The sequence below is a fragment of the Chryseobacterium sp. W4I1 genome (genome assembly GCF_030816115.1).
GTDB lineage: Bacteria > Bacteroidota > Bacteroidia > Flavobacteriales > Weeksellaceae > Chryseobacterium.
The window spans coordinates 946,616-971,481 of the sequence record NZ_JAUSXQ010000001.1 but is presented as its reverse complement, the minus strand read 5'-3'; the positions used below and the strand labels follow the sequence as shown (position 1 = coordinate 971,481).

At 38.1% G+C, this 24,866-nt stretch carries 21 protein-coding genes and 1 pseudogene; 7 read left to right on the top strand and 15 right to left on the bottom strand.

Annotation, left to right across the window (positions count from 1 at the left end):
* Positions 1-12 precede the first annotated feature (12 nt).
* The 4 genes from acs (at position 13) to nhaA (ending at position 6,018) form a co-directional block, all read left to right on the top strand.
* A complete protein-coding gene (gene acs, locus QF044_RS04500; RefSeq protein WP_307271938.1) occupies positions 13-1,950 on the top strand; it encodes an acetate--CoA ligase in 1,938 nt (645 codons plus the stop codon).
* Between the two features lie 199 nt (positions 1,951-2,149).
* Positions 2,150-2,515 (top strand): hypothetical protein, encoded by a 366-nt coding sequence (locus QF044_RS04495; protein WP_307264162.1) that lies wholly within the window; start codon positions 2,150-2,152, stop codon positions 2,513-2,515.
* A gap of 111 nt (positions 2,516-2,626) precedes the next feature.
* Positions 2,627-4,837: a bifunctional (p)ppGpp synthetase/guanosine-3',5'-bis(diphosphate) 3'-pyrophosphohydrolase gene (locus QF044_RS04490; RefSeq protein ID WP_307264159.1), complete on the top strand. Its 2,211-nt coding sequence runs from the start codon at positions 2,627-2,629 to the stop codon at positions 4,835-4,837.
* Between the two features lie 2 nt (positions 4,838-4,839).
* The gene (gene nhaA, locus QF044_RS04485; RefSeq protein ID WP_307264157.1) at positions 4,840-6,018 is read left to right on the top strand and encodes a Na+/H+ antiporter NhaA; all 1,179 of its coding nucleotides are present in this window, start codon (positions 4,840-4,842) and stop codon (positions 6,016-6,018) included.
* Here nhaA and QF044_RS04480 read toward each other — a convergent pair.
* Entirely contained in the window at positions 6,015-7,028 is a 1,014-nt protein-coding gene (locus tag QF044_RS04480) for a YihY/virulence factor BrkB family protein (RefSeq protein WP_307264154.1), read from the bottom strand. The two genes, nhaA and QF044_RS04480, sit on opposite strands and share 4 nt — an antisense overlap.
* A 316-nt stretch (positions 7,029-7,344) precedes the next feature.
* Between QF044_RS04480 and QF044_RS04475 the strand changes: the two genes are divergently transcribed.
* On the top strand, positions 7,345-7,818 hold the full coding sequence (locus QF044_RS04475) for a 23S rRNA (pseudouridine(1915)-N(3))-methyltransferase RlmH (protein WP_307264153.1): 474 nt from the start codon (positions 7,345-7,347) through the stop codon (positions 7,816-7,818).
* Between the two features lie 23 nt (positions 7,819-7,841).
* Here QF044_RS04475 and QF044_RS04470 read toward each other — a convergent pair whose 3' ends face one another.
* The 5 genes from QF044_RS04470 to QF044_RS04450 all read right to left on the bottom strand — a co-directional run bounded on the left by QF044_RS04470 (position 7,842) and on the right by QF044_RS04450 (position 10,188).
* Positions 7,842-8,309, bottom strand: a complete 468-nt coding sequence (locus tag QF044_RS04470; protein WP_307264151.1) for a tRNA (cytidine(34)-2'-O)-methyltransferase — start codon at positions 8,307-8,309, stop codon at positions 7,842-7,844.
* 156 nt (positions 8,310-8,465) lie between these two features.
* On the bottom strand, positions 8,466-8,792 hold the full coding sequence (locus QF044_RS04465; protein WP_307264148.1) for a tetratricopeptide repeat protein: 327 nt from the start codon (positions 8,790-8,792) through the stop codon (positions 8,466-8,468).
* A 131-nt stretch (positions 8,793-8,923) separates the two neighbouring features.
* Positions 8,924-9,283, bottom strand: coding sequence for a tetratricopeptide repeat protein (locus tag QF044_RS04460; protein WP_307264145.1), 360 nt, complete (start codon positions 9,281-9,283; stop codon positions 8,924-8,926).
* Positions 9,280-9,846: a phosphatase PAP2 family protein gene (locus QF044_RS04455; RefSeq protein ID WP_307264143.1), complete on the bottom strand. Its 567-nt coding sequence runs from the start codon at positions 9,844-9,846 to the stop codon at positions 9,280-9,282. The genes QF044_RS04460 and QF044_RS04455 overlap by 4 nt, the downstream gene beginning before the upstream one ends.
* Positions 9,847-9,849: 3 nt before the next feature.
* Positions 9,850-10,188, bottom strand: a complete 339-nt coding sequence (locus tag QF044_RS04450) for a twin-arginine translocase TatA/TatE family subunit (protein WP_307264141.1) — start codon at positions 10,186-10,188, stop codon at positions 9,850-9,852.
* A 286-nt stretch (positions 10,189-10,474) separates the two neighbouring features.
* Between QF044_RS04450 and QF044_RS04445 the strand changes: the two genes are divergently transcribed.
* Positions 10,475-11,419, top strand: coding sequence for a hypothetical protein (locus tag QF044_RS04445; RefSeq protein ID WP_307264138.1), 945 nt, complete (start codon positions 10,475-10,477; stop codon positions 11,417-11,419).
* Positions 11,420-11,526: 107 nt separating this feature from the next.
* Here QF044_RS04445 and QF044_RS04440 read toward each other — a convergent pair whose 3' ends face one another.
* From QF044_RS04440 to secD, 6 genes and pseudogenes are all read right to left on the bottom strand, one after another.
* A complete protein-coding gene (locus QF044_RS04440; protein ID WP_307264136.1) occupies positions 11,527-12,330 on the bottom strand; it encodes an arylamine N-acetyltransferase in 804 nt (267 codons plus the stop codon).
* Positions 12,331-12,345: 15 nt separating this feature from the next.
* The gene (locus tag QF044_RS04435; RefSeq protein WP_307264134.1) at positions 12,346-12,795 is read right to left on the bottom strand and encodes a DoxX family protein; all 450 of its coding nucleotides are present in this window, start codon (positions 12,793-12,795) and stop codon (positions 12,346-12,348) included.
* A gap of 43 nt (positions 12,796-12,838) precedes the next feature.
* On the bottom strand, positions 12,839-13,495 hold the full coding sequence (locus QF044_RS04430; protein WP_307264131.1) for a hypothetical protein: 657 nt from the start codon (positions 13,493-13,495) through the stop codon (positions 12,839-12,841).
* Between the two features lie 75 nt (positions 13,496-13,570).
* Complete coding sequence (locus tag QF044_RS04425) at positions 13,571-14,470, bottom strand: AraC family transcriptional regulator (RefSeq protein ID WP_307264129.1); 900 nt, start codon at positions 14,468-14,470, stop codon at positions 13,571-13,573.
* 35 nt (positions 14,471-14,505) lie between these two features.
* A complete protein-coding gene (locus QF044_RS04420; RefSeq protein ID WP_307264127.1) occupies positions 14,506-15,741 on the bottom strand; it encodes a TCR/Tet family MFS transporter in 1,236 nt (411 codons plus the stop codon).
* Positions 15,742-16,070: 329 nt separating this feature from the next.
* Positions 16,071-18,982 (bottom strand): annotated as a pseudogene (gene secD / locus QF044_RS04415) (protein translocase subunit SecD).
* A 218-nt stretch (positions 18,983-19,200) separates the two neighbouring features.
* On the opposite strand from secD, the gene QF044_RS04410 reads away from it, so the two are divergent.
* The gene (locus QF044_RS04410; RefSeq protein WP_307264125.1) at positions 19,201-20,475 is read left to right on the top strand and encodes a sorbosone dehydrogenase family protein; all 1,275 of its coding nucleotides are present in this window, start codon (positions 19,201-19,203) and stop codon (positions 20,473-20,475) included.
* 177 nt (positions 20,476-20,652) lie between these two features.
* Here QF044_RS04410 and hemN read toward each other — a convergent pair whose 3' ends face one another.
* The 3 genes from hemN to QF044_RS04395 form a co-directional block, all read right to left on the bottom strand.
* Positions 20,653-22,011 (bottom strand): oxygen-independent coproporphyrinogen III oxidase, encoded by a 1,359-nt coding sequence (gene hemN, locus QF044_RS04405; protein WP_307264122.1) that lies wholly within the window; start codon positions 22,009-22,011, stop codon positions 20,653-20,655.
* Positions 22,012-22,221: 210 nt separating this feature from the next.
* Positions 22,222-23,235, bottom strand: a complete 1,014-nt coding sequence (locus QF044_RS04400; RefSeq protein ID WP_307264119.1) for a glycosyl hydrolase — start codon at positions 23,233-23,235, stop codon at positions 22,222-22,224.
* A 54-nt stretch (positions 23,236-23,289) separates the two neighbouring features.
* A complete protein-coding gene (locus QF044_RS04395; RefSeq protein ID WP_307264117.1) occupies positions 23,290-24,834 on the bottom strand; it encodes an APC family permease in 1,545 nt (514 codons plus the stop codon).
* Positions 24,835-24,866: the final 32 nt, after the last annotated feature.

Below are 24,866 nucleotides of genomic sequence, written 5' to 3'. Positions count from 1 at the left end.
TATTTAATATTAATAAAATTCAAATTTCAAAAACGAAGGGATATGAGAAATTACTTAATTGAAGATCTGCCGCATTATTTTGAAGAGTATAAAAAATCTATTAAAAATCCTAAAAAATTCTGGGACAAAATAGCTGATCAGAATTTCGTGTGGTACCAAAGATGGAGCAAGGTGGTTAAGTATGATATGAATGAAGCCAAAATCACCTGGTTTAAAAATGCTAAATTAAATATCACCAAAAACTGCATCGACAGGCATCTTGCCGTAAGAGGCGATAAAACAGCCATCATTTGGGAACCCAACGATCCAAAGGAAGAAGCGCAACACATCTCCTACACCGATCTATATACCCGTGTCAATAAAACCGCTAATGTTTTACGGGAAATGGGCATTGAAAAAGGCGACAGAGTCTGCATCTACCTTCCCATGATTCCGGAACTTGCGATCACTATGCTGGCATGTGCTAAACTGGGAGCCGTTCATTCTGTGATCTTTGCAGGATTTTCCGCTTCTGCAGTTGCTTCAAGAGTCAATGACTGTGGTGCCAAAATGGTGATCACATCAGACGGAAGTTACAGGGGAAACAAGGTTTTGGATCTGAAAAGCATCGTAGATGAAGCATTGGAAAAAACGCCAAGTATAGAATCTGTTCTAGTTGTAAAAAGAACATACAACGAGATCAAAATGAAAGAAGGCAGGGATTACCTGATGGCTGAGCTTTATGAAAAGGCATCTGCAGACTTCGTTACCGTGATCATGGATGCTGAAGACCCGCTTTTCATCCTTTACACTTCAGGCTCTACCGGAAAACCTAAAGGAATGCTTCATACCTGCGCCGGATACATGGTTTATACCGCCTATACCTTTAAAAATGTATTCAATTACAAAGAAAATGATATTTACTGGTGTACTGCGGATATCGGATGGATTACAGGACATTCCTACATTCTATACGGCCCTTTGCTTAACGGTGCAACCACTGTAATTTTTGAAGGTGTTCCTACGTATCCTCAGCCGGATCGTTTCTGGGAAGTGATTGAAAAGCATAAAATTACCCAATTCTACACCGCTCCAACCGCTATCCGTTCATTAGCAAAAGAAAGCGCAGAATGGGTTGACAAACATGATCTGAGCACTTTGAAAGTCATTGGTTCTGTAGGCGAGCCTATCAATGAAGAAGCATGGCACTGGTTCAACGATCATGTCGGAAAGAAAAAATGCCCGGTGGTAGATACCTGGTGGCAGACAGAAACCGGAGGAATTATGATCTCTCCTCTCCCATTTGTAACTCCTACAAAACCTACCTATGCTACCCTTCCACTTCCAGGAATCCAGCCTGTACTGATGGATGATAAACGAAATGAAATTACAGGAAACCAGGTAACAGGAAATCTATGCATTCGTTTTCCATGGCCAGGAATCGCCAGAACAATTTGGGGTGATCATCAACGATATAAGGAAACTTATTTCAGTGCTTTTCCAGGGAAATATTTCTCAGGTGATGGTGCTTTAAGAGATGAAGTCGGTTACTACAGGATTACCGGCCGTGTAGATGATGTAATTATTGTTTCAGGGCATAATTTAGGAACAGCTCCTATTGAAGACAGCATCAATGAGCATCCTGCTGTTGCAGAATCTGCCATTGTCGGTTATCCTCATGATATTAAAGGAAATGCCTTGTACGGCTTCGTGATACTAAAGGAAACCGGAGAAGGCCGTGATAAGGAGAATCTTAAAAAGGAGATCAATCAGCTTATCTCGGACCAGATAGGGCCTATTGCCAAGCTTGATAAGATTCAGTTTGTTTCCGGGCTTCCGAAAACACGTTCGGGAAAAATTATGCGTAGAATCCTGAGAAAAATTGCAGAAGGAGATTTCAGTAATTTCGGAGATATTTCTACTCTTTTAAATCCTGAAATTGTAGAAGAAATTAAAAATGAAAGGATTTAGGTGAAATTTCAACAATATTCACAAAACGGGCCAGGCCCGTTTTTTTTGTTTAAAAAATCAAACACCCGTTCAATAGACATTCTCAAATACTTTAACATTATATTATAGACAAAATATTAAAATGTAAATTTTATTGAATTTTTAATAAAAATATTAGAAAATAATTACTACCTTTAAGTAAACTTAAAAACCATTGCTTATGTCAAATATATTAGCTGGATTATTTGCACATCACAGCGATTACAAAAAGCTTGAAGCCGATCTGGAAAATTCGGGATTTGAAAATTCAGATTATATTGTATATCTTAATAACGGCTCTGATAACGCCCAGTATCTGGCGAGCGTTGCGGTAAAAGATAATAACCAAACTGATAACGCCAGAAATATTTTCGGCGAAAATTCAGTAATCAAAACCTATCTACTTGAGAACATGGGTATTGGGCAGGCAAACTACGATAACATTAAAAGATTTATCGATGCCAGAAACAGAGCCGAAATCCATAACAGCCTTGATGTGAAAATAAAGGCGTCAAGCAGCGGCATGGATTCAGAAGTTAAATTCTGACAAAAACATAAAATCTAATAACCGGAAATCCGCAGAGCGTTCTGCGGATTTTTTATGGCTGAAAAGTTTAAAAATTTTCGTATTTTCGTCTAATTATAGGCATTTACACAAATGAGTTACGACTTAGAACAGGAAAACAAAGAGATCCTTGCCCGCTATAAGGATCTGATTTCGAATACATACAGAACTCTGGATGAGGAAAATAACAAGCTCATCCGGAAGGCATTCGATATTGCATTGGATGCCCATAAGGATCAAAGGAGGAAATCCGGCGAGCCTTATATCTACCACCCTATTGCCGTTGCTAAAATTGTAGCAACGGAAATCGGTCTTGGAGCAACGTCTATTGCCTGTGCCCTTCTGCATGATGTGATAGAGGATTCGGACTACACATATGAAGACCTGAAAAAAATCTTCGGAGAAAAGATAGCGAACATTGTGAATGGGCTTACAAAGATTTCTATCATGAATCATCAGAACATTTCTGTACAGTCTGAAAACTACAGAAAGCTCCTGCTTACCCTTTCTGAAGATTTCAGAGTGATCCTGATCAAAATTGCCGACCGCCTTCACAATATGCGTACTTTGGAAAGCATGGCTCCGGACAAGCAAAAAAAGATCGCTTCAGAAACCGTTTATATTTATGCTCCCATGGCACACCGTCTTGGGCTGTATAATATTAAATCTGAGCTTGAAGATCTTTCATTAAAATACAACAATCCGGAAGTTTATAATGAGATCACGGAAAAACTGGAACTTGCGAAAGAAAGCCGTGAAAGGTATATTGAAGAATTTAAGACAGAAGTTTCCGAAAGATTAAAAGAAGAAGGCTTAAATTTCACCATAAAAGGCCGTGCAAAAGCAATCTCCTCTATCTACAGAAAGATGCTCAAACAGGGGGTTTCCTTTGAGGAAGTTTTTGACAACTATGCCATCAGGATTATTTATAAATCTGATGCTAAAAATGAAAAGTTCCTGGCCTGGAAGATTTACTCTATTGTAACGGATGTTTACCACAGTAACCCATCCAGAATGAGGGACTGGATCACACAACCGCGTTCTACAGGATACGAAAGTCTCCACTTAACGGTTCTCGGTCCGGACAGAAAATGGATCGAAGTACAGATCCGTTCGGAAAGAATGGACGAGATCGCAGAAAAAGGGGTGGCCGCTCACTATAAGTACAAAGAAGGGTATAAACAAAGTTCCGATGACCGGAATTTTGAAAAGTGGGTCACCGAGATCAGAGATGTGCTTGAACAGCAACAGAATCTTACTACCTCTGAGCTTTTAGATAACATTAAACTCAATTTATATTCTAAAGAAGTATTTGTATTTACTCCAAAAGGAGAAATAAAAATCTTGCCGACCAATGCAACCGCTCTGGATTTTGCTTTTGCCGTTCACTCAGACCTGGGAATGAAATGCCTTGGAGCTAAGATTAACGGGAAACTGGTTCCTATCTCTTATGTTCTTCAGAATGGCGACCAAATAGACATTCTTTCTTCTCAAAATCAGAAACCAAAATCTGACTGGCTGGAATTTGTAGTAACCTCCAAAGCCAAATCCAAGATCAAAAGTTACCTGAATTCCCAGAAGAATCAGCTGGTGGAAGATGGAAAAGAAATACTTCAGAGAAAACTGCGTCATGCCAAGATCAATTTTAATGATGAAGAAATAAACAAACTTCAGAAATTCTTTAATCTTAAAAGTTCGCAAGAACTGTTTCTTAAGTTCCAAAGCAATGAGCTGGATGTCAGCAGCCTGAGAAAATATATTGAAAGTAAAAACGTATTCAATAACTTACTTTCCAGATTCAGAAAATCTCCGTCTAAAAATGTTCATTTCGAGGAGCCTAAAGAGCAGAACCTTGACATGATTGTTTTCGGAAAAGATGAAGAAAAGCTGAATTACAGCTATGCCAAATGCTGTACCGTTATTCCCGGAGATAAAATTTTCGGATTTATAACAATTTCTGACGGAATAAAGGTTCACAGCGATAATTGCCCGAATGCGATCAACCTTAGAGCTCAATACGACTACCGTGTGATCCCAGCCAAATGGGTAAATGCAGAAAGCTTTAAAAACAGGGTAAAGATTGAAATTGAAGGTCTGGACAGAATGGGAATGATCAATGATATTACTACCGTGATCAGTTCAAGTATGGGAATGGATATGAAAAGCCTTTCCATAGAATCCAATAACGGCGTCTTTATGGGCAACATCATTCTTGAAGTTAAAAATAAAGGCCAGCTGGAAGAAACATTTAAAAAAATTAAAAATATTGACGGAGTTTCAAGAGTGAGACGATTACAATCCTAAACATGAATTTATCTTTATATTTCAAAAAATTTTTCAGCAGCAACCAGTCATCGGGAATTATCCTTATTTTCTGTGTGTTGATTTCATTATTAATTGCCAATTCATCTGCAGGTGCAGGTTTTCAGAACTTTCTGGATAAGGAAGTGGGTACACACTTATTTCACCTTACCTACCCTGTCAGCATCTGGATCAATGACGGACTGATGGCAGTTTTCTTTCTCCTGGTAGGACTTGAGATCAAAAGAGAACTGGTAGAAGGTGAACTTTCCTCTTTTAAAAACGCTTCGCTGCCTATTTTTGCAGCAGTAGGCGGAATGCTGGTTCCGGCCGTAATTTATAGTCTTTTTAATTCCGGAACGGAATATGGCAGCGGCTGGGGAATTCCCATGGCTACTGATATTGCATTTTCACTGGCTATCATTTCAATGCTTGGAAAAAAAATCCCGAATTCGATCAAAATATTCCTGGCGGCATTGGCTATTGTAGATGATCTTGGTGCCATTCTCGTCATTGCTGTTTTTTATACTGAACAGATCCATTGGACCTATCTTCTTTTATCTTTCGGGACAGCAGCCTTATTATTCCTTTTAAACTATCTAAAAGTTACAAAACTTATTTTCTATATCATTCCGGGATTATTTTTATGGTATTTCCTGCATCATTCCGGGATCCATGCTACCATAGCCGGGGTTCTGCTGGCATTCTCTATTCCAACAAATGCTTCAAATATAGAAATTTCTCCTCTTGAAAAGCTGGAGCATACCCTGCATATTCCGGTAAGCTTTTTTATTATGCCGATATTTGCATTAACAAATACCAATATTGCTTTTTCCAGCGAAATGGTTGCGGGAGTGACAAGTACGTTAGGCTTGGGAATTATCTGCGGACTGATTTTAGGAAAACTGATCGGAATTAACCTGTTTTCTTTTGTTGCCATTAAATTAAAACTTAGCTCGCTACCTCAAAACAGCACCTGGACACAAATGGCTGGTGTAGGATTACTGGCAGGAATAGGATTTACCATGTCTATTTTCATTGCCTTACTTTCCTTTAAGGATTACATCGATATTCAGGATGAAGCAAAATTTGCTATCCTGATCGCCTCTTTTCTGGCTGCCATTTTAGGATTTGTAATCTTGAGCATGAGTTCTAAAAAGGATATGAACGCTGAAGAAAATTAATTTTTGTTTCTTTCTTCCAGCTTTCTTATGTGCTCTTCATCACTTTCCAGATTTGGCTCTGTAACCGCCGACTGGTAATGCACTGATTCCTTTTTGATTTCATCAGACAGGAGCTTTTCGATTCTGAGCTTTCGGAGAGCCATATTCAGCTCGTTCCCGAACAGGAGAAGATATACATTCACATTCACCCAAACCATCAGCAGGATCATACTTCCAATGGATCCGTAAAGAACGTTATACCGGGCAATATCTTTCACATAGATTGCAAAGATAAAAGTGGTGAGCACAAACAGTACGGTCGTTAAAATCGCTCCCGGAACCGCCTGTCTGAATCTGGCGATCTTTACTGTTCCCAGCCAGTAGAAAAGGGTAAGAAGAATAAAGTAGAACAGTGGAAAAGATACAAATCCAATGATCTTGGAAAGGTTTTTTACAAGCCACGAAATATCATAAGCCGGCGTAAAAAGCTTCATAACAACTTCCACATAATAAACCCCAAAAAGGGCCAGAAAAACGATAGTTATAAAACCTATGGTTATAAAAAAGGAAAGAATAAATTCCTTTACATCAGTCAGTTTTTCATCCGAATTTTCATTGAATCCATTGATTAGCGAAAACGTTCCGTTGGTTGCAAAAACCAGTGCCAATATGATCGTAAGATTGCTGATCCCTTTCATATTAGGGATGATATTGGTTTCTATATAGCCCCTCACATCGCCTTCCATATTGGATGGAAAAACATTATGCATCAGAACTTCAAAAATATAAAACTGCAGCTTATCATAGTGTGGCATATACGGAAGAACGGAAAGCAGGAAAAGGAGAAACGGAAACAAACTGATGGTAAAGCTCCAGGAAATGGCAGCTGCTTTTCTGCCGATATTCCCTTTGAAAATCCCGGAAATATAGATCTGGAACATCTGCCAAAGGGATATCCCCAAAACAGGAATATGGATACCTTCAAAAAACTCTTGAATCTTCAAGATAAATCTGGGAACTTTTATACTCATCTATTTGGTGCTTTTTACTTAAAAAAACTTCAAAAATCAGCTGTTTTTAAATAGTCTTACTACAAATATAAACATTTTCCCCATGCAGATAAAATCCCATAGAAAGGAATAAATAGCAATTATTTAAGAGAATATTCGCTTTACCTTCATCCAATAACAGGAAAGATATAAAATGAAAGAATTTTAAAATGATATAACGGAAACATTAAAAATCATCAAAACAAATACTTTCTTTTAATTTAACATTTCAACTGTGTCACCCCTATTTTCAGCTACAAAAAATGGTATCTTTGCTTCTCGAAAATTTTCACGAACCATGCGAATCAGCTTACTTTGTATCGGCAAAACAGATGACAAAGAGATCACTTCTCTGATCAGTTATTATCTAACCCGCCTTCCCAAACACTGGAACTTTGAGATCACCGAAATTCCTGATGTAAAGAATGCAAAAAATCTTTCTCCCGATCTTTTGAAGAAGGAGGAAGCTAAGTTATTTCTAAGTCATATCGACAAGAATGACCTGGTAGTAATCCTGGACGAAAAAGGAAAACAATTTACCAGCCGCGAATTTGCCCAGAAAATTGATACCTGGATGAATTCTTCCGTAAAAAAAGTTCATATTCTGATTGGAGGTGCTTATGGTTTTTCTGAAGAAATCTATAGCAGAGCTAACGAAAAAATGTCATTATCTAAAATGACATTTACGCACCAGATGATCCGTTTATTTATTGTTGAACAGCTTTACCGTGCTGATCAGATCTTACAGGGTAAACCTTATCATAATGATTAAAAATTCCTTATTCAATATTACCATTAAATGACAGGCTGAGATTTTAGGTCTATTTGCCTTTTGGCTTCTCCAATCACAAAGGCAACGGAATTCGCAATATTAAAACTTCGGATAAGTTTTGACATAGGTATTGTTAAATGATTTTCAAACTGTTCCAGAACTTCTTTACTCAAACCCACACTTTCTTTACCAAAAACCAGCCAGTCACCGTCCTGAAAATCATTCTGCAAATATGATTTTTCAGCATGTGAGCTCATTAGAAAAACACGGGATGGATCGGGAATATTTTTGGACCACTCTTCAATATCTGCATACTCAGAAACATCCAGATGTACCCAGTAATCCAAACCGGACCGTTTAAGATTTTTATCATTGATAACAAATCCAAAGGGATGGATTAAGTGCAATCTGCTTTCCGTGCCTACACATAATCGTCCTATATTACCGGTATTGTTGGGTATTTCAGGTTCTACAAGAACAATATTTAACATCTATATATCTTTAATGAAGGTTTATAATTTCTGTTTTTACAGTTAATTTTTAATTAAAAAGACAGCTTGTTATATTTTAAACGGATCAAAATATTATCTACTACAAAATGATGTCATTGAGTAGTTTTCCCTATTTTACGGGAAAACTTTATTAGATTATTTCTTCACACATTTGGCATAATACTCCGCCAACACAGCTTTTTCATAGCCTAAGCTTACTGCTTTATCCAGATTCTCACAAGCTTCTTTAGGCTTTGCAGTATCAAATAAAACCTGCGCTTTAGTAACATAAGACTGTGCAAATTTCGGATCGATAGAAATGGCTTTGGCTATGTCGCTAAGCGCTTCTTTTGGCTTTTTCATCTTATAGTATACATCTGCTCTTCCATTGTAAAGCAGCGATTCCGGTTTTTCGGAGATAAGCTGATTATAATCTTGTAAGGCACCATTCAGATCCCCGTTATTCTTTTTGAGATTGGCCATTCCGGTTTTTGCAAAAATATTATCCGGCGCAAAGGTCAGGATCTGTTTGAGATCATTCAGGGCAAGATCTTTTTTTCCCTGGCTGTCATAGATCTTAGAGCGGGTAAGATAGAATTCCGGATTTTCAGCATCTACTGTAAGACCTTTGGAGATGTATTCCAGTGCTTTGGCTTTGCTTTGTTCCCTTTCTGGCTGTTCAGTGAGGCAAGGTTAGCATATACCGATCCGGACAAAGGATTGGATTTCAGAGCTGACTCGTAAGATTTCAATGCCAACGTAGTTTTCCCCAACCGTCTCTGGGCAGTACCCAGACTGTTATAATATTCAGATTGGTACTTCTGGATCTGTTCTTTTTCTGCGAGTTTGGAATATTGCTCTTCGGCGCATTTATAGTCTGCTTTTTTGAAGCATTCTTCGGCTGTTTTTTTATCTTGTGCGTACAGATGAAATGAAGAGCATACTAATGTTGTAAGTAATAAAGATTTTTTCATGAATTTATAGTTTGTTTGTTGATGACTTTTTTGGCGAGTACTCCAAATATCACTCCCAATAAAGATCCAACAAACGCCCCCACCAAAATATCTCCCGGGAAATGCACTCCTAAATATATTCGGCTATAAGAAACTACTACAGCCCATACAAATATAGCATATGGAAACCAATTGAGCTTCTTTTTCAATAAAATACTTAAATAAGCAGCAAGAAAAAAGGTATTGGAAGCATGGGCAGAATAAAACCCGTACTGTCCGCCACACTTCACAATCCTCATATAATGTTCCAAACTGGGATCATGACAAGGCCTCAGGCGGGCGACACCATATTTGAAAACACTGGCCAGCTGATCTGAAACTGTAGCGCCAAGTGCAATGAATATAAGGATGAAAACTAAAGATTTTAGTTTATAATTTTTGTATAAAAAGTAAAGAAATATAATATAAAGAGGCACCCAGATCCATGTGCTGGAAATGAGCATCCAAAGCTGGTCGAAGGAAGTATCGCCCAAATTGTTAAGGTATAGAAAAACCTTTTTATCTTCCTGAATGATTTCCTCCATGAATTATCTGCTTACAGGCCCTTCGTAGGTTTCGTCGTCGGCAGGCTTTGGTTTTGGAGGTTCATTATTGATTGAAGAAGGTTCTTTCACGATATCTTTTTCGATGTCCTTCATGGGATTGAAATCTTTTGCCGCATCTTTTACCTTCTCAATTTCTCTCTTGATCTCGGAAACCGGATTGTCAGTCTCTTTCATGATCTCGGTTTTGATGTCTTCCACTGCACCACGCATTTTTCTAACACCTGCTCCTAAATCACGTGCTATCTGAGGAAGTTTATCCGGACCGAATAATACAACAATCGCCACTGCGATCAGTGCCATTTCTCCAATGCTTAATTCCATGGCGTAAAATTACGAAAGTTTACACATTTATTTTACTGTAAACTAAAATTTTAAACAAATTTTAAGTTTTAGACCATAAACGAGTTTGAGAGCCTGAGTGTTTGAGAGTTTGGAGCGTTGGCTTCCAAGCTAAAATGAGTCATTTTGGCTCCCGGTTTTTGACTTTTGGCTCTAAATCCTCTCCCTTTCCCGTAATTTTCAGTTCACAAATATTTAATTCAAATAAATGGGAGTTATGATTAATTTTATTATATTTAATACACACAAAATCATTAAATATTTAACTATGAAAAAACTTGTAACTACTTTTAAGCTTTTTGCCGTCTTATCGGTAATGGCGCTTGCCGGGTGTCAGGATGAAAACAGTGAAGCTATACAGGAAACTCCTTCCAGTAAGGTTGCAGCAGCTGATCTTAAAAAGGAGATTAGTCCGGGATCAAATGCTGTTTCAGAAAATGTATTGAACCAGATCAGTGATTCCAAGAAGAACCTTGAAAAATATCTGAAAAATGATCTTCAGATCACAGGGATGAGTATTTTGGGAAAGCTTTCAACACAGAAAGGTATTGAGATCTCTCAGAATCTGGTTGCTGACAAGGAACAGTTTACAGCGGAAGGAAATATTCTTTCTTCTGAAACTGTAAAAGTAGGTAAAATCGGAACTTTATTTTCCGGAGATCAGCTAGCTGAAGCTCAAAAAGGCCTTAAGGAAGCCGCTTCTGAGCAGATAAAAATGGGTACTGAAATTCTTGAAATTTCCTGGAATTATAAAGGCGAAGCTTTCACTTCTCTTTGTTTTTACAATGAGTCCGGAATTATCTGGGACAATGTATTTGCCGGACTTGTAATGATAGATACAAGAGGAAATACGGAAGTTTCCTCTTCAGATGCTCAGGCAAAAGTTCTTTCAAAATGGTACAAACAATGGTGGACGGCAAACTGGCTTTGGGGTTCTAAAAGAGGTGAAATAGGATATCAAATCACGATCTATTACTCCGGTTCTACTGTTTCTAACGTAGATGTAAGCGACTGGGGGAATATCAGCCTGGGGAAAGCTAAAAGTGAAAGTAAAGTAACGAAAAGAACGGGTGCTTACGGTCAATGCAGATATGCACTTGGACTGTGTACGCCTGTAGGATCTTTAAGCTTTAATACAAGTAATTTCTCTGTATCTTTTTCAGGTTTGGGAAGTAATGTGGTAAGCAACGGGACTAAGTCACTTTATCCATAAAAAATAGAGAACTCATTATTAAATTTTTCAATAGAAATGGGGAAGCTGTAATGGCTTCCCTGTTTTATTTTTTATCCAAATGAGTTAAAACCATAAGCCTAACCCAATTAAATTTCATTCGTTTTCTGTCTCAAAAGAGCTGCTGCATTTTCCTTTAATCCGAAAGTATTGTCTAGTATTTCAAACAGCTGTTTGTCATTGTCAATATTTACCAACTCTTTTTCGCCATTATTATACCTTATACTTAAGATCCGATCACTGTAGGTGTATCGCTTATTTTCATCAACTTTGGAAAGAATCAGGTTCTTTTTAAAATTAGATTCCGGATGGGTAGAAAGATACCAATTGGCTATTTCCAGATCTGCAATTTCTACATTTCCCAAGACAAAACGATAAACAGGCAGCCATTTTTCTTTCCAGAACCAAAGGATATATGTGTCCTCTTTTTTCGAGATCTTGAACAAGCCGTTAGGAGTCTGCTGTGGTCTGTCGTCATTTAAAAGGATGGGAGCAGTAAGGGTAACAATTCCAAATCCACAATCAACAAGGTATTTCTGTCCGTCAAGATCTACAGTCTGAAGAAGATGTGTTCTTCCCGTTCTGCTGTTTTCATCTTTTCTCCATAATACACGGGCCAGCTGAAGTTCCGGATTAAACCCCAAGGTTTTCAAAACATCGTTCAGGAGCAGATTTTGCTCATAGCAATATCCACCTCTGAACTGAACGACCAGCTTTTCAAAAATATCATCCAGGTCCAAAGAAGGAACTTTTCCGGTGTACGGATCTATATTTTCAAATGGAATATACTTTGGATGACACTGATGGATCCGCCCAAGCATTTCAATTCCAGCCTGAATTTCACCCGAATAATGGATCCTTTCTAAATATTTTCCAAGTTTGATTTTGTCCATGATTGATCTTTTAATTTATTTTTTTCCTTTAAGTATCCATTCATCCGCCGAGAATTTTCCACTTCCTTCAATCAGAAGAGCAGCTGCAATTCCTATAACCAGAATGTCAAACTGGCATCCTTCCCCTTTCTGGGTTCCCAACCAGTTCATAAAAAAACCGTTCTGAAGATGGGCTGTCAGCATGATTCCCACCATTAGCCCAATAAATAATAAGGCCCAGAATCTGGTTCCCAACCCCACAAGCAGCAAAAATGAGCCCAAAAATTCTATCAGAATAACGGTTAATGCCACTATAAATGGAAGATGTAAACTCTGTGTGAAAAGTTCCAGAGTCTTATTAAAGCCCATTCCTCCAAACAGCCCAAATATTTTCTGAAGTCCGTGAGGGATAAAAATAATACTTAAAGTCCATCTGAGTAAGATTCCTGTCCAGGTATTATTTGTTTTAAAAATTAAATGTTTCATATTAAAGATTTAATGGTCTTGATAAATGTAATGCAGTATGTTTTTAGTTAAATAGTCTGGCAGAAGCAAATATTCCGTAATTCTGCTTACTTTCTTTAAAAGGTCCGTAACGGTCAAAGTTAGCACCTGCCCCAAAGGTTATTGACTTATAGGTGATCCCAAGTCTCAACATCAAATAGCTGCGGGCATGTTCCCCATCTTTCATGGTCTGAGAATAAAGCCCCTGGATCCTGGAATATCCGCGCCAGTTTTCTTTGATCTCAGGTTTGTATTCCATCATGGCAAAGCCTTCAGCAATACTACTTTTGGAAAACCCTATAAATCTGGGATTTACAGTGAATAGAAAATCATTGAAACTTACGGAATAAATAAACCCGGCCGTAGGTCTTAGTCCTGTCGTAGGCGTATAATGAGAACCTCCCAGCACCAGTAGATTTTTGATGATCTCAAAGGTAAGATTGGCCTGGATCATAGCGTCTTTGGAATTATTTTCAGACCATTTTGAAGAAATATTGGCTACACTGAAAAAGCCAAACTTGCCGCTTCCCTCAAATGCTTTATTGACCATCATCTGGGAAGCAAATCCCTTGTTTCCTACCAAAGCTTCAAATATTACCGGAGGATTTGCCACCTGTGTATGGGCCTGAGAAACAAACAGCATGGGAATGAAACCTACTGTGAAGAATACTATTTTTTTCATGTTTTAACCGTCTTTAATTATATTTACAAAATTCTGAAATACAATACAATAAGGCTAGAACAGATGAATCTGTTATTAGGACAAATCAATCCTTTTGCGATAATCTGAAGGGCTTATCCCGCTATGCTTTTTGAAAAAACGTGAAAAATAGGAAATGTCATCGATGCCAAGGGTAAAAGCAATTTCTGAAACGGAAAGACGGGGAAGGGAAAGCAGAGCCTTTGCCTCCATCAAGAGTGATTCACTGATAATTTCAGAAGCTGTTTTCCCGGTAGCCCTTTTAATAGATTTATTCAGGTGATTTGGGGAAACACCAAGCAGGTCTGCATACTCTTTTACTGAATGAATATTCTGGATCTGAGTGGTGATAAGTTTCCGAAACCGTAATACCAGTGTATCATTGGCAGAAAGAATTGAACGGGGAATCTTTTCTATAAAATGGCGAATCTCTCCCAACAAGGTAATAAGGTAAAGCCGGATAAGATCAAGGCTCTGATCTTGCTGATAAAGAATTTCCATCTGCCGGAGAATCATAAAGACCCTTTCCTGATGTTCCTGATCAAGAAATAAAGTAGGATTATAAATCAGATCGGCATGATTCAATATATCCTGAAGATATTTGAGGCCGGGCCCATCTGCAATAAATTCATTAGAAAAGTGGCAGTAAAATCCTTCGACGTCGGGTGTATGATGAATAAATGTCCTGATTTTATAAGGAGGGAGAAGCATAATCATACCTTCCTGTACTTCAAATAAGCTGGAACAAACCATCTTTTCTATACTGCCTTTCTTTATAAATACAAAGTCATTGACTGTTTTACGGTGTGGCTGGGAAGGTGTCTTAGTATCTTTAAGTTCCTGAAGCGGTTCTATGAAAAAATCATTAAGCTCTTTTTTCTCTGTACTTTTGGCATCCCAATCTATATCCAGGATAGGTTTGAAATCATCAGGTTTATATTGAGGAATGCGGCTCATACGATCTGTTTCATTAAACTCAGATACTAACCTGATTAGAGTTTTTTGATAAACTTTTTATTTTTCTTCTGAAAAGCATAATAGGTCATCACAACACTGATAGCCATTAAAATAAACGCAAGGAAGAACGGCGCCCCTGAAAATTCAAAGGGAGCTTCATCATGGGTAAAGAAGTAAAATAAATTGGTCATCAACGGTGGTCCTACAATGGACGTAGCACTCATTAAGCTGGTTAATGCTCCCTGAAGTTCACCCTGTTCATTGGACGGAACACTTTTTGTGATCACTGACTGAAGTGCAGGTCCGCAGATTCCTCCCAAACAGTAAGGAACTAAAAATGCAAACATCATCCACCCTTCTGTAGCAAAAGCAAAAAGCAACATCCCTAATGCGTAAAGAGCCAGCCCGTAATAGATACTTTTTTCCTCACCCAGTTTCGGCGTTGTCCAGCGGATAAGAACACCCTGAACCAAGCCTACCAGCAGCCCCACTACTCCAAGCGAAATCCCAACCATTCTTTCTGTCCAGTTGAATTTATACATGGTAAAAAAGCTCCAGTTGCTCTGTACGGCATGCCCAGCAATATAGATTAAAATAAGGGCAAAGATCAATCCTGAAATTTCCGGGTGTTTACCTAAAAATTTAAATGAACCAATAGGATTGGCGCGTTTCCAGTCGAATTCTCTTCTTTTATCTTTATCTAAACTTTCAGGAAGAACAAAGTAACCGTAAAGGAAATTTAAAAGGCACAAGCCTGCCGCAGCATAGAAAGGCACTCTGGCTCCATAATGTCCTAAAACACCGCCCAAAACAGGCCCTATAATAAACCCTAAACCAAATGCAGCTCCAATAAGACCAAAATTTTTAGCCCGATCTTCATCTGTGGAAATATCAGCAATATAAGCACTAGCCGTTGTGACACTGGCTCCCGTAATCCCGGCAATTATCCGTCCCAGGAACAGCCACCAAATGGTTGGGGCAAGTGCAAGAAAAATATAATCCACTGCAAACCCAAAAAGGGAGATCAGGATAATAGGTCTTCTTCCGTATTTGTCACTCAAATTCCCTACAACCGGAGAAAAAATAAACTGTGTAAATGCATAGGCAAAACCAAGCCAGCCACCATATTTCGCAGCCTCACTGATATCTGCATGAATAAGCTCCTCAATTAATTTGGGAACTACTGGAATAATAATCCCCCATCCTGTAATGTCGATGAGCAGAGTGATAAATATAAAGCCAATGGCTGCTTTTTTCCTTGAATTTTCCATAGTGCTGCAAAATTAATCAAATCTGAAATATAATGATTCTAAATTGTTGGTTTTGAAGAAAGAGAGTCAAAAAACTAAGATTCAAGAACCAAGAACCAAGAACCAAGATGACAGACATCAGATTTCAGATATTAAACTGGCAAATATAAATTTAAACCCTGAATATTAAATATTAATTTTTTAACGTGAACCCCAACCCTTCATACTCCCATACTCTAAAAACTCTCAAACCCTAAAACTCTAACACTCTCAAACCCAAAATCCCGTTTACTGTACAAAAAAAGACCGCTTCTTTCGAAACGGCCTTTACTTATTTATTGTAGTTTATCTTATTTGGAAGCAAGTACTTCTTTGGTAGTTGTCGTTTTACCGTGTACTTCGCCTTCTTTACCTGTCTTAAGGAAATCGTATGCGATTGCCGACGCAATAAAGATAGACGAGTAAGTACCGAATCCGATACCGATCAACATGGCAAACATAAATCCTCTAAGGTTATCTCCACCAAAAATGAAGATCGCCAAGATCACAAGGATCGTTGTGAATGAAGTGTTGAATGTTCTACCCAATGTGCTTGAAATAGAGTCATCAAATAATCCAGCCAGTGTTAAAGCTTTCTTCTCTCTTAAATACTCTCTAATTCTATCGAAGATAATAACGGTATCATTGATTGAGTACCCCAGTACCGTCAGGATTGCTGCAACGAAATCCTGGTTGATCTCCATATTGAAAGGCATAAATTTATGAAGCAATGAATAAGCTCCTAAAATAATCACCGCATCATGGAACAATGCTGCAACAGCTCCCAGTGAGAATTGCCATTTTCTAAATCTTAACAAGATATAGATAAAGATACCCGCCAAAGCAGCTGCTACTGCAAGCATACCATGAGTTTTAATATCATCTGCTACCGTAGGTCCTACTTTTTCAGAAGAGATAATTCCTGCGTGTTCTTTATCTGCAGATTTGAAATCATGCAAGGTCGTGTTAGCCGGTAAGCTTGTTTTTAACCCTTCAAATAGTTTTTGTTCTACAGTCTGGTCAGCTTTTAAAGATTCATCTTCAATAAGATAATCTGTAGAAATTTTCAACTGCTTATCGTTTCCGAAAGTTTTAGCTTCAACAGAAGAGTTTTTCCCATCTTCAGTTTTGAATACTTTAACTAAGTTCTGTTCGATATCTTCAGCATTTACATCTTTATCAAATCTTACCACATAGTTTCTACCTCCTGTAAAATCGATCCCGTATTTGAATCCGTTCATGGCTATAGATGCAACACAAACCAACGTTAAAATACCAGAAATGATATAAGCATATTTTCTCTTTCCGATAAAATCGATCCAGGTATTTCTGAAAAGGTTTTTGGTTGGAGGAGTCCATACAGAAAGGTGTTTTCCTTTATTCAGTCTTGAGAAGATCATTACTCTTGAAAGTAATACTGAAGTAAAGAACGTCATTAATATACCAATTCCTAATGTTAAGGCAAATCCTTTAATAGGTCCCGTTCCGAATAAGAAAAGTACACCTGCCGTCAGTAATGTCGTTAAGTGACCATCAACAATCGCGCTTAGTGCATGTTTGAAACCATCTTTATAAGCTTCTAAAATGCTTTTTCCTGCGAATAATTCTTCCTTCGTTCTTTCGTAGATGATTACGTTCGTATCCACGGCCATGGCCATTGTAAGAACGATACCTGCGATACCAGGAAGCGTTAATGTAAAGTCTCCGGAATCCATAATTCCGAAAATATAGAATAAGTTCACAATCATTGCAATTACAGCGTACACACCGGCACCACCGTAATAGAAAATGATATAAACAATAATGATTAAGAATGCGATAGCAAATGAAATAACCCCTGCATTAATAGACTCTTGTCCTAATGAAGGTCCTACTACAGTAGCCTGAACCACTTTTGCACCTGCAGGTAATTTACCCGCTCCCAGAACGTCAACCAATTCTTTAGCTTCTTCCTGAGAGAAGTTACCAGAGATCTGAGTTCTACCGTTAGGAATTGCGCCTACAACGTTTGGCGCAGTATACACTCTACCATCCAATGTTACAGCAACTGGTCTTCCAACGTTTTTCTCCGTTAATGTTTTCCATTCTTTAGCACCTTTAGAATCCATCTGCATGTCTACCACTACTCTGCTTAGCTCATCATAGCCAATGCTCGCAGTTTCAACAGCACCGTCTACAGGAGCTTTTTGGCTAATGTTACCTCTGATTGCATACAATACTAAACTTTCAGCATCCGTAGCTTCAGGCTTGTAACCCCACATGAACTGAGTATATTTAATGTTGGCCGGACGTAATGACTGACCTACTTTGCTGCTCAAAATTTTATTGATGGCCGCAGTATCTGAAAGTTTTACGCTTGCAACACCGTTTGCTCTTAATTTGTCAAGGTTGATAAGTTTCATGAAGTTGGTATTCTTCGCAACTCCCATAGAATCACCTTTAATACCCACCATTGTAGTCAATGTCTGGAAATAAGGGGCAATTTCAGGAACCTGTTGTACTTCCCAGAACTGAAGTTTTGCAGAAGTCTGAAGCATTTTCTTCACCTTATCGATATCTTTCATACCCGGCATTTCAACAGAAATTCTTGCCGTACCCGGTACTCTCTGAACGTTTGGCTGCACAGCACCCATTTTATCAATTCTGGTTCTGATTACCTCGAAAGCTGTTCCCACTGAAAGATCAATTCTTCTTTTGATGATACTTTTTAAACCTGATCATCAGTCGTATTGTACTTGATCTCCGATAAATTGGTATTCCCGAAAAGTTCAGGATCTGCAAGCTTAAGGTTCGTCCCTTTTGCTCTGTTGATCGCATCAAACTGATCAAAGAAATTGTCGATGTAAGATTTTGTAGAATTCTTCTGAGCTTCATCCGTTTTGTTTAAAGCCTCAATCAGAATAGGATTGGTAGAATAATTAGTTAAATCATTTACCAGGTCTCTTTGGTTGATTTCCAAAAGGACGTTGATCCCACCTTTCAAGTCAAGACCAAGCTTCATTTCCTTGTCTTTGGCTTTAGTGTAATAAAGTTTTGTGAATCCCAGGTTCAAAGTATCCTTAGAAAGTCTTGTAATTTCTTTCTGATACTTTTCCGGATTGTCTCCTGCAACAGCAGTCGCCTGCCTTTCAATTTTGCTGGCGTACCAAGTTGGTAATAGCTCATTTAAGCAAATTAACCCTAGTACAATAGCAACAATTGTAATAAGTCCTTTTCCTTGCATTTTGTTATAACTACGTTAAATTAAGTCGGCAAATATAATGATTTTATTATTATTTTATGAAGTTTTTAACAGCAGAAACGGTTTATTTTCAGATATATCGGGGTTTTAATTTCTATTTAAGATTTAATAATTTTTCTTCCTTATCGTAATGGAATTTTCAAATAATGATTGGTATAAAATTTTCATTCGTTTACCAATACACTAAATATCAAAATATTATGAAAAATCTATTTTTTACCTTAAGTATCTTTTCTTCTTTAATTGTTAATTCCCAAAGCATCAATTTAGTAGAATTTGCAACGGGGCTTACTGCCCCGGTAGAAATCACGAACGCCAATGACAGCCGGCTTTTCGTCGTCCAGCAGAACGGAATCATCAAGATCATCCAGCCTAATGGAACCATCAATGGTGCCGATTTTATGAATATCAGTTCCAAAGTTCTGTACGGAGGAGAAAGAGGTCTTCTGGGACTCGCATTTCATCCTCAATATTCTACCAATGGCTATTTTTTTGTCTATTACAACAACATTGCCAATGGAAATATCACAGTGGCCAGATATTCTGTAAATCCTACCAATCCTGACATTGCAGACCCTACTACTGAAAAAATACTGTTGAGTATTCCTAAACCGTTTGATAATCACAATGGTGGAAGCATTCATTTTGCTCCGGACGGAAATCTGTGGATCGTAACGGGTGATGGCGGAAGTGGCGGAGATCCTAATAATAATGCTCAAAACAAGAATTCCCTTTTAGGAAAAATGCTTCGTATAGATGTAAATGCTACAGGACCGTATAATATCCCTGCCGGAAATCCTTTTGCCGGAACGGGAGTTGACGGTGCTGATGAGATCTGGGCTTACGGACTTAGAAATGCATGGAAGTTTTCATTCGATACCGTTACTGGAAATGCAATGATTGCTGATGTAGGCCAGGGAGCGATTGAAGAAATTAACAAAATGCCCGTTACACAAGCTGGAATCAATTACGGATGGCGATGCTATGAAGGTAATAATGCTTACAATACAGCAGGATGTGCCGCCATGAGTACAATGACCTTTCCAATTGCAGTCTATGATCATTCCGGAGGGAAATGTTCCATCACCGGAGGTTATGTTTACCGGGGAACTCAATACCCTGCGCTTCAGGGGAAATATTTCTTTGCCGATTACTGTTCTACACAAATCGGAATTTTAAATACAGATAATTCTATTGTATGGACTCCTGCAAGTTCCGGAAATAATTTTTCTACTTTCGGGCAGAATTCCCAGAAAGAACTTTTTGTAGCAGCCGTGAACAGCGGAAAAATATTCAAAATCACAACAGGAACATTGGGAACAGAGGAGACTTCTGAGTTTAATCCTATCTACATTCATCCTAATCCAGCCTCTGAAAAGGTCTTCGTTGAAGGACTTACAGACGGAAACAGTACAGCAGACCTGATCAGTACAGAAGGGAAAATAGTTTTAGAGAAAGCAAAAATTGAAAAATGACGGCAGTGTAGATATTACAGGAATTCCCGCGGGAGCTTATTACCTGATCATAAAATCAAATGACATGAAGTCTTACAGCCAGAAATTAATCATTAAATAAAGTATATTCTACCCTGCATATTATGGCAAATTATTACTTTAAATAACAAAGGCGGTTCAAATTGAACCGCCTTTGTCTTATATCGTCATAGAGAAAATTCTCGTTTCCGGCTTATTTCTCATCATTCTGAGGTCAAATACCATTGCGACATTTCTCGTAAATGCTCTTCCTTTTTCAGTGATCTTAATCTGGTTATCATAAATTTCCACCAGTTCATCTTTCTCCATTTCCTCCAGCATTTCAAATGCGTTTTCCAGTTCAGGGAAAGAGTTCTTATCTGTAAAAGTGGTTTCAAGCTGGCACATCAGATTCAGAATATGTCTTCTCACGGTAAGATCTTCCTGATCGAGAATATGTCCTTTTACTACAGGAATTTTACCTTCTTCCACCATTTTTTGATATTCTTCCACCGTTTTTACATTCTGGGCAAAAGCATACCAGGAATCTGAAATGGCAGACATTCCAAGACCTACCATCAGTTGCGTATTGCTTGAAGTATAACCCATAAAATTTCTGTGAAGCTTTTTATGGATCAAAGACTGATACAGATCATCATGTTCAAGGGAGAAATGATCCATTCCTACCTCAATATATCCCAAATCCTCAAGCAGCTTTTTGCCATCTTCATATAGACGACGTTTTTCTTCACCGCTGGGCAGGTCATTTTCATCAAACCCTCTCTGACCTACTCCTTTTACCCATGGAACATGTGCATAAGAGTAGAAGGCAAGCCTATCCGGCTTCAGCTCCATTGTTTTTCTGATGGTGTATTCCATAGCCTCCCAGGATTGATGAGGAAGTCCGAATACTAAATCGTGGCTGATGCCTCTATATCCAATTTCTTTGGCCCACTCAGTTACATTCTTCACGTTCTCAAAAGGTTGAATTCTATTGATTGCTTTCTGAACTTTAGGATCATAATCCTGAACTCCAAAACTTACTCTTCTGAATCCAAGGTCATATAAAGTCTGAAGATGATCTCTTGTCGTATTATTCGGGTGTCCTTCAAAAGAGAACTCAGGATGTTCCGCTATCTCCACCGTTTCAAAAATACCTTCCAATAGGGTTTTTAGATTTTTTGGTGAAAAAAATGTAGGAGTACCGCCTCCAAGGTGAAGTTCTTTCAGTTTCGGTCTTTCTTCAAAAAGTTCAAGATAGAGCTTCCATTCCTTTAACACACTTTCCAGGTAAGGAATTTCAACGCTATGCTGTTTGGTGATACGCTTGTGACAGGCACAGAATGTACATAAGGCCTCACAGAAAGGCAGGTGAATATAAATAGAAATCCCCTCCTCTGCATTACTCTCATGAAACGACCTGATCACGGTATCCTTCCACTTTTCAGGCGAAAATGTAGATTCATCCCAGTAAGGAACGGTAGGATAAGACGTGTAACGTGGCCCGGGAATATTATACTTATCTATTAAAGAATTCATTTCAAAATTTAAAATATTATTGAATACTGAAATTAGGCTGGACCTATTTCATCTTGCAAAATTAACCATTAGTTATGAATTTTAAACCATGAAATATATTAGGCTGTATTTTATAATAAGTCTAAATATGATGGTTACTGGAAATTCTTCAAAAATGATAAATTCTATGAGTAAGATTTAAAATCCTGATGCAGTTATATTTCAATAGGGTTAAAACTTCAATTTCATCACAGAAATCCTGTCTTTTCCTGCAAAAACAATGGTATTTCCATTTATCCAACGGCAAACAAAAAATCCTTTCTCATCAGAAATTTTCTTCCATGTTTTACCGAAATCAGAAGAATAACTGATATGCTTATCACCTACAGAGATCATTTCTTTACCCTTAGAGCCTGGTTTAATTTTTACACAGGTCGAATAGCCCGCATTTTTTCCGGAAGCCTGTATCTGCCAGGTTCTCCCACCGTCGATACTTGTTGCGATATTGTTTATGTTTTCATCCTGCTTGGTATAGTCTCCACCTACCGCAACTCCGAAGTTATCCCCGTAAAAATCAATAGAATACATTCCTTGGGAAGATTCCCCCTGGATAAAAGGGGTTGAAAAAACATCAATATTTTCATTTTTCAGGTCTATTTTCAGGATTCTTGATGCTTTTCCTCCCGTTGCAATCCATAAAAAATTTTTAGAAGAAGCGATATTGGTATTGCTGGCTGCAAATGCGGCTTCACCGTCATTCAGTTTTGTGCTGTTTTTATACATGCTCCACTTTCGGCTCTTGTAAACAGCCAGTTTCAGTAGATTATCTGTATCGGCGTCACTAAAAGTATAAGCCAGCTGATCATTCGCAAAATGCAGTGCATCATAAAAAGCTGTTTTCACGGTATCTGTAAAAACAATTTCTGATTTCAGATCTTTTTTATCAATTTTAAAAAAGTAAGCCGGACTTTCAATATTAATCGCATAAAATGATTTTTTATCCTGCGCCAAGGTTCTGAACTGAAGTTTCTTATCCGACAAACTGATCTGCTTCTGGTTTTTACTGTTCTGAAGATCCACAAAGCCAAATTTTGAATCTGTTCCGGTGTACCACACTTTATTATCATAAATTTCAAGCGCTCTGATGCTTATCTTGTCATTCAGAATTGTCTTGAAACTTTCTATCTGCTGTGAAAACATCCATATTCCCAAGCTTAAAAATAAAATACAAAAAGTTCTTTTCATAGGTAGCAAAAATAAAAAATCCACAGAGTTCTGTGGATTTTAGTTTTATATTTTTTATAAATCGATATCAGGTTTTTCTAAAGGCTCCTGCTCAGCTTTGAAAGTTTCTCCGTAACCTCCATTTTGAAGCTTCGAGTGTTTCTTACTGTAAAGGAAGTACACAAAGAATCCGATGATCAGCCATGCAAAAGAATACATTTGCGCTTCTTTGCTCAGGTTAAAGATCAGATAAACATTAATGGCAATACCTAAACAAGCAATCAAAGGAAGTGCAGGTACTTTGAAGTTTCTCTGAAGGTTCGGCTCTTTTACTCTTAATACCCAAACTGCAACACATACCATAGTAAAGGCAAATAAAGTTCCGAAACTTGTCATATGTGCAAGATCATTAATTGGTGTAAGAGAGGCTATAGTAGCAATTACAACCCCCAAAATAAGAAGGTTTTTGGTAGGTACTCCTGTTTCAGGATTTACTTTCGAAAAAGTAGCAGGAATCAGTCCATCCTTAGACATTCCTAAGAAAATTCTTGACTGTCCCATGATCATTACCATTAATACGGAAATCAATCCTACCGTAGCTGCAATGGTAATAATATATCCTGCCCAAGCATATCCTGCAATATCAAATGCATAAGCGACAGGAGCTTTAATTGCATCCGGATATTTACCCAGAGGATTAAAGTCTGTATAATGCATCATTCCTGTTAATACTAAAGAAACAAGGATATATAAAAGGGTACAAATGATCAAAGAAGCGATGATTGCAAAGGGTACGTCTTTTTTAGGATTAATGGCTTCACCTGCCTGGGTAGAGACCGCATCAAAACCTACATAAGCAAAGAAAATGGCTGATGCTCCGGCCACTACTCCACTAATCCCATAAGCGGAATGCGAGACTCCGTTTTCTGTAATCGTGGTTGCTTCAGGAATAAAAGGAACCCAATTTTGGAAAGGATTAGCAGAACCGAAAATAATAAATGATCCGGCAATAATTACAAAGATAATCGCAGATACTTTAAGCACAACAATAAAATTGTTCGCCTTAGCAGCACCTTTTGTCCCTCTAACTAAAATAGAAATGACTAAGAAAACAATTAAAAATGCAGGTAAGTTCATTGAAAAACCGGAGTTTCCTGCAGCCATATAGGTCTGCGGATCCGTGGTAAGATAAGCAGGTAAATGCAGTCCAAACATTTTGAGGAGTTTTCCAAAATAGCCTGACCAGGACACGGCGACGGTCATAGACCCCATAGCGTATTCCAATATCAGACCCCATCCAATAATCCAGGCAAAAATTTCCCCTACGGTTCCATACGCATAAGCATATGCTGATCCTTCTACCGGAAGAATGGAAGCAAATTCTGCATAACAAAGTGCTGCAAATACACAGGCTATTCCGGCAATCACGAATGAAAGTGCCAGCGCAGGCCCTGCATTATAATAAGCACCCGTTCCCGTAAGTACAAAAATTCCTCCTCCGATAATTGCTCCGATCCCGATAGCAGTAAGGCTCCATTTTCCCAGAACACGCTTCAGCTGGCTTTTTTTGATATCCGCTTCATACGCACTCATTGGTTTCTTAACCCAAATTTTAGACATGTTTTTTTATTTAATTAAAGATTTACGAAAAT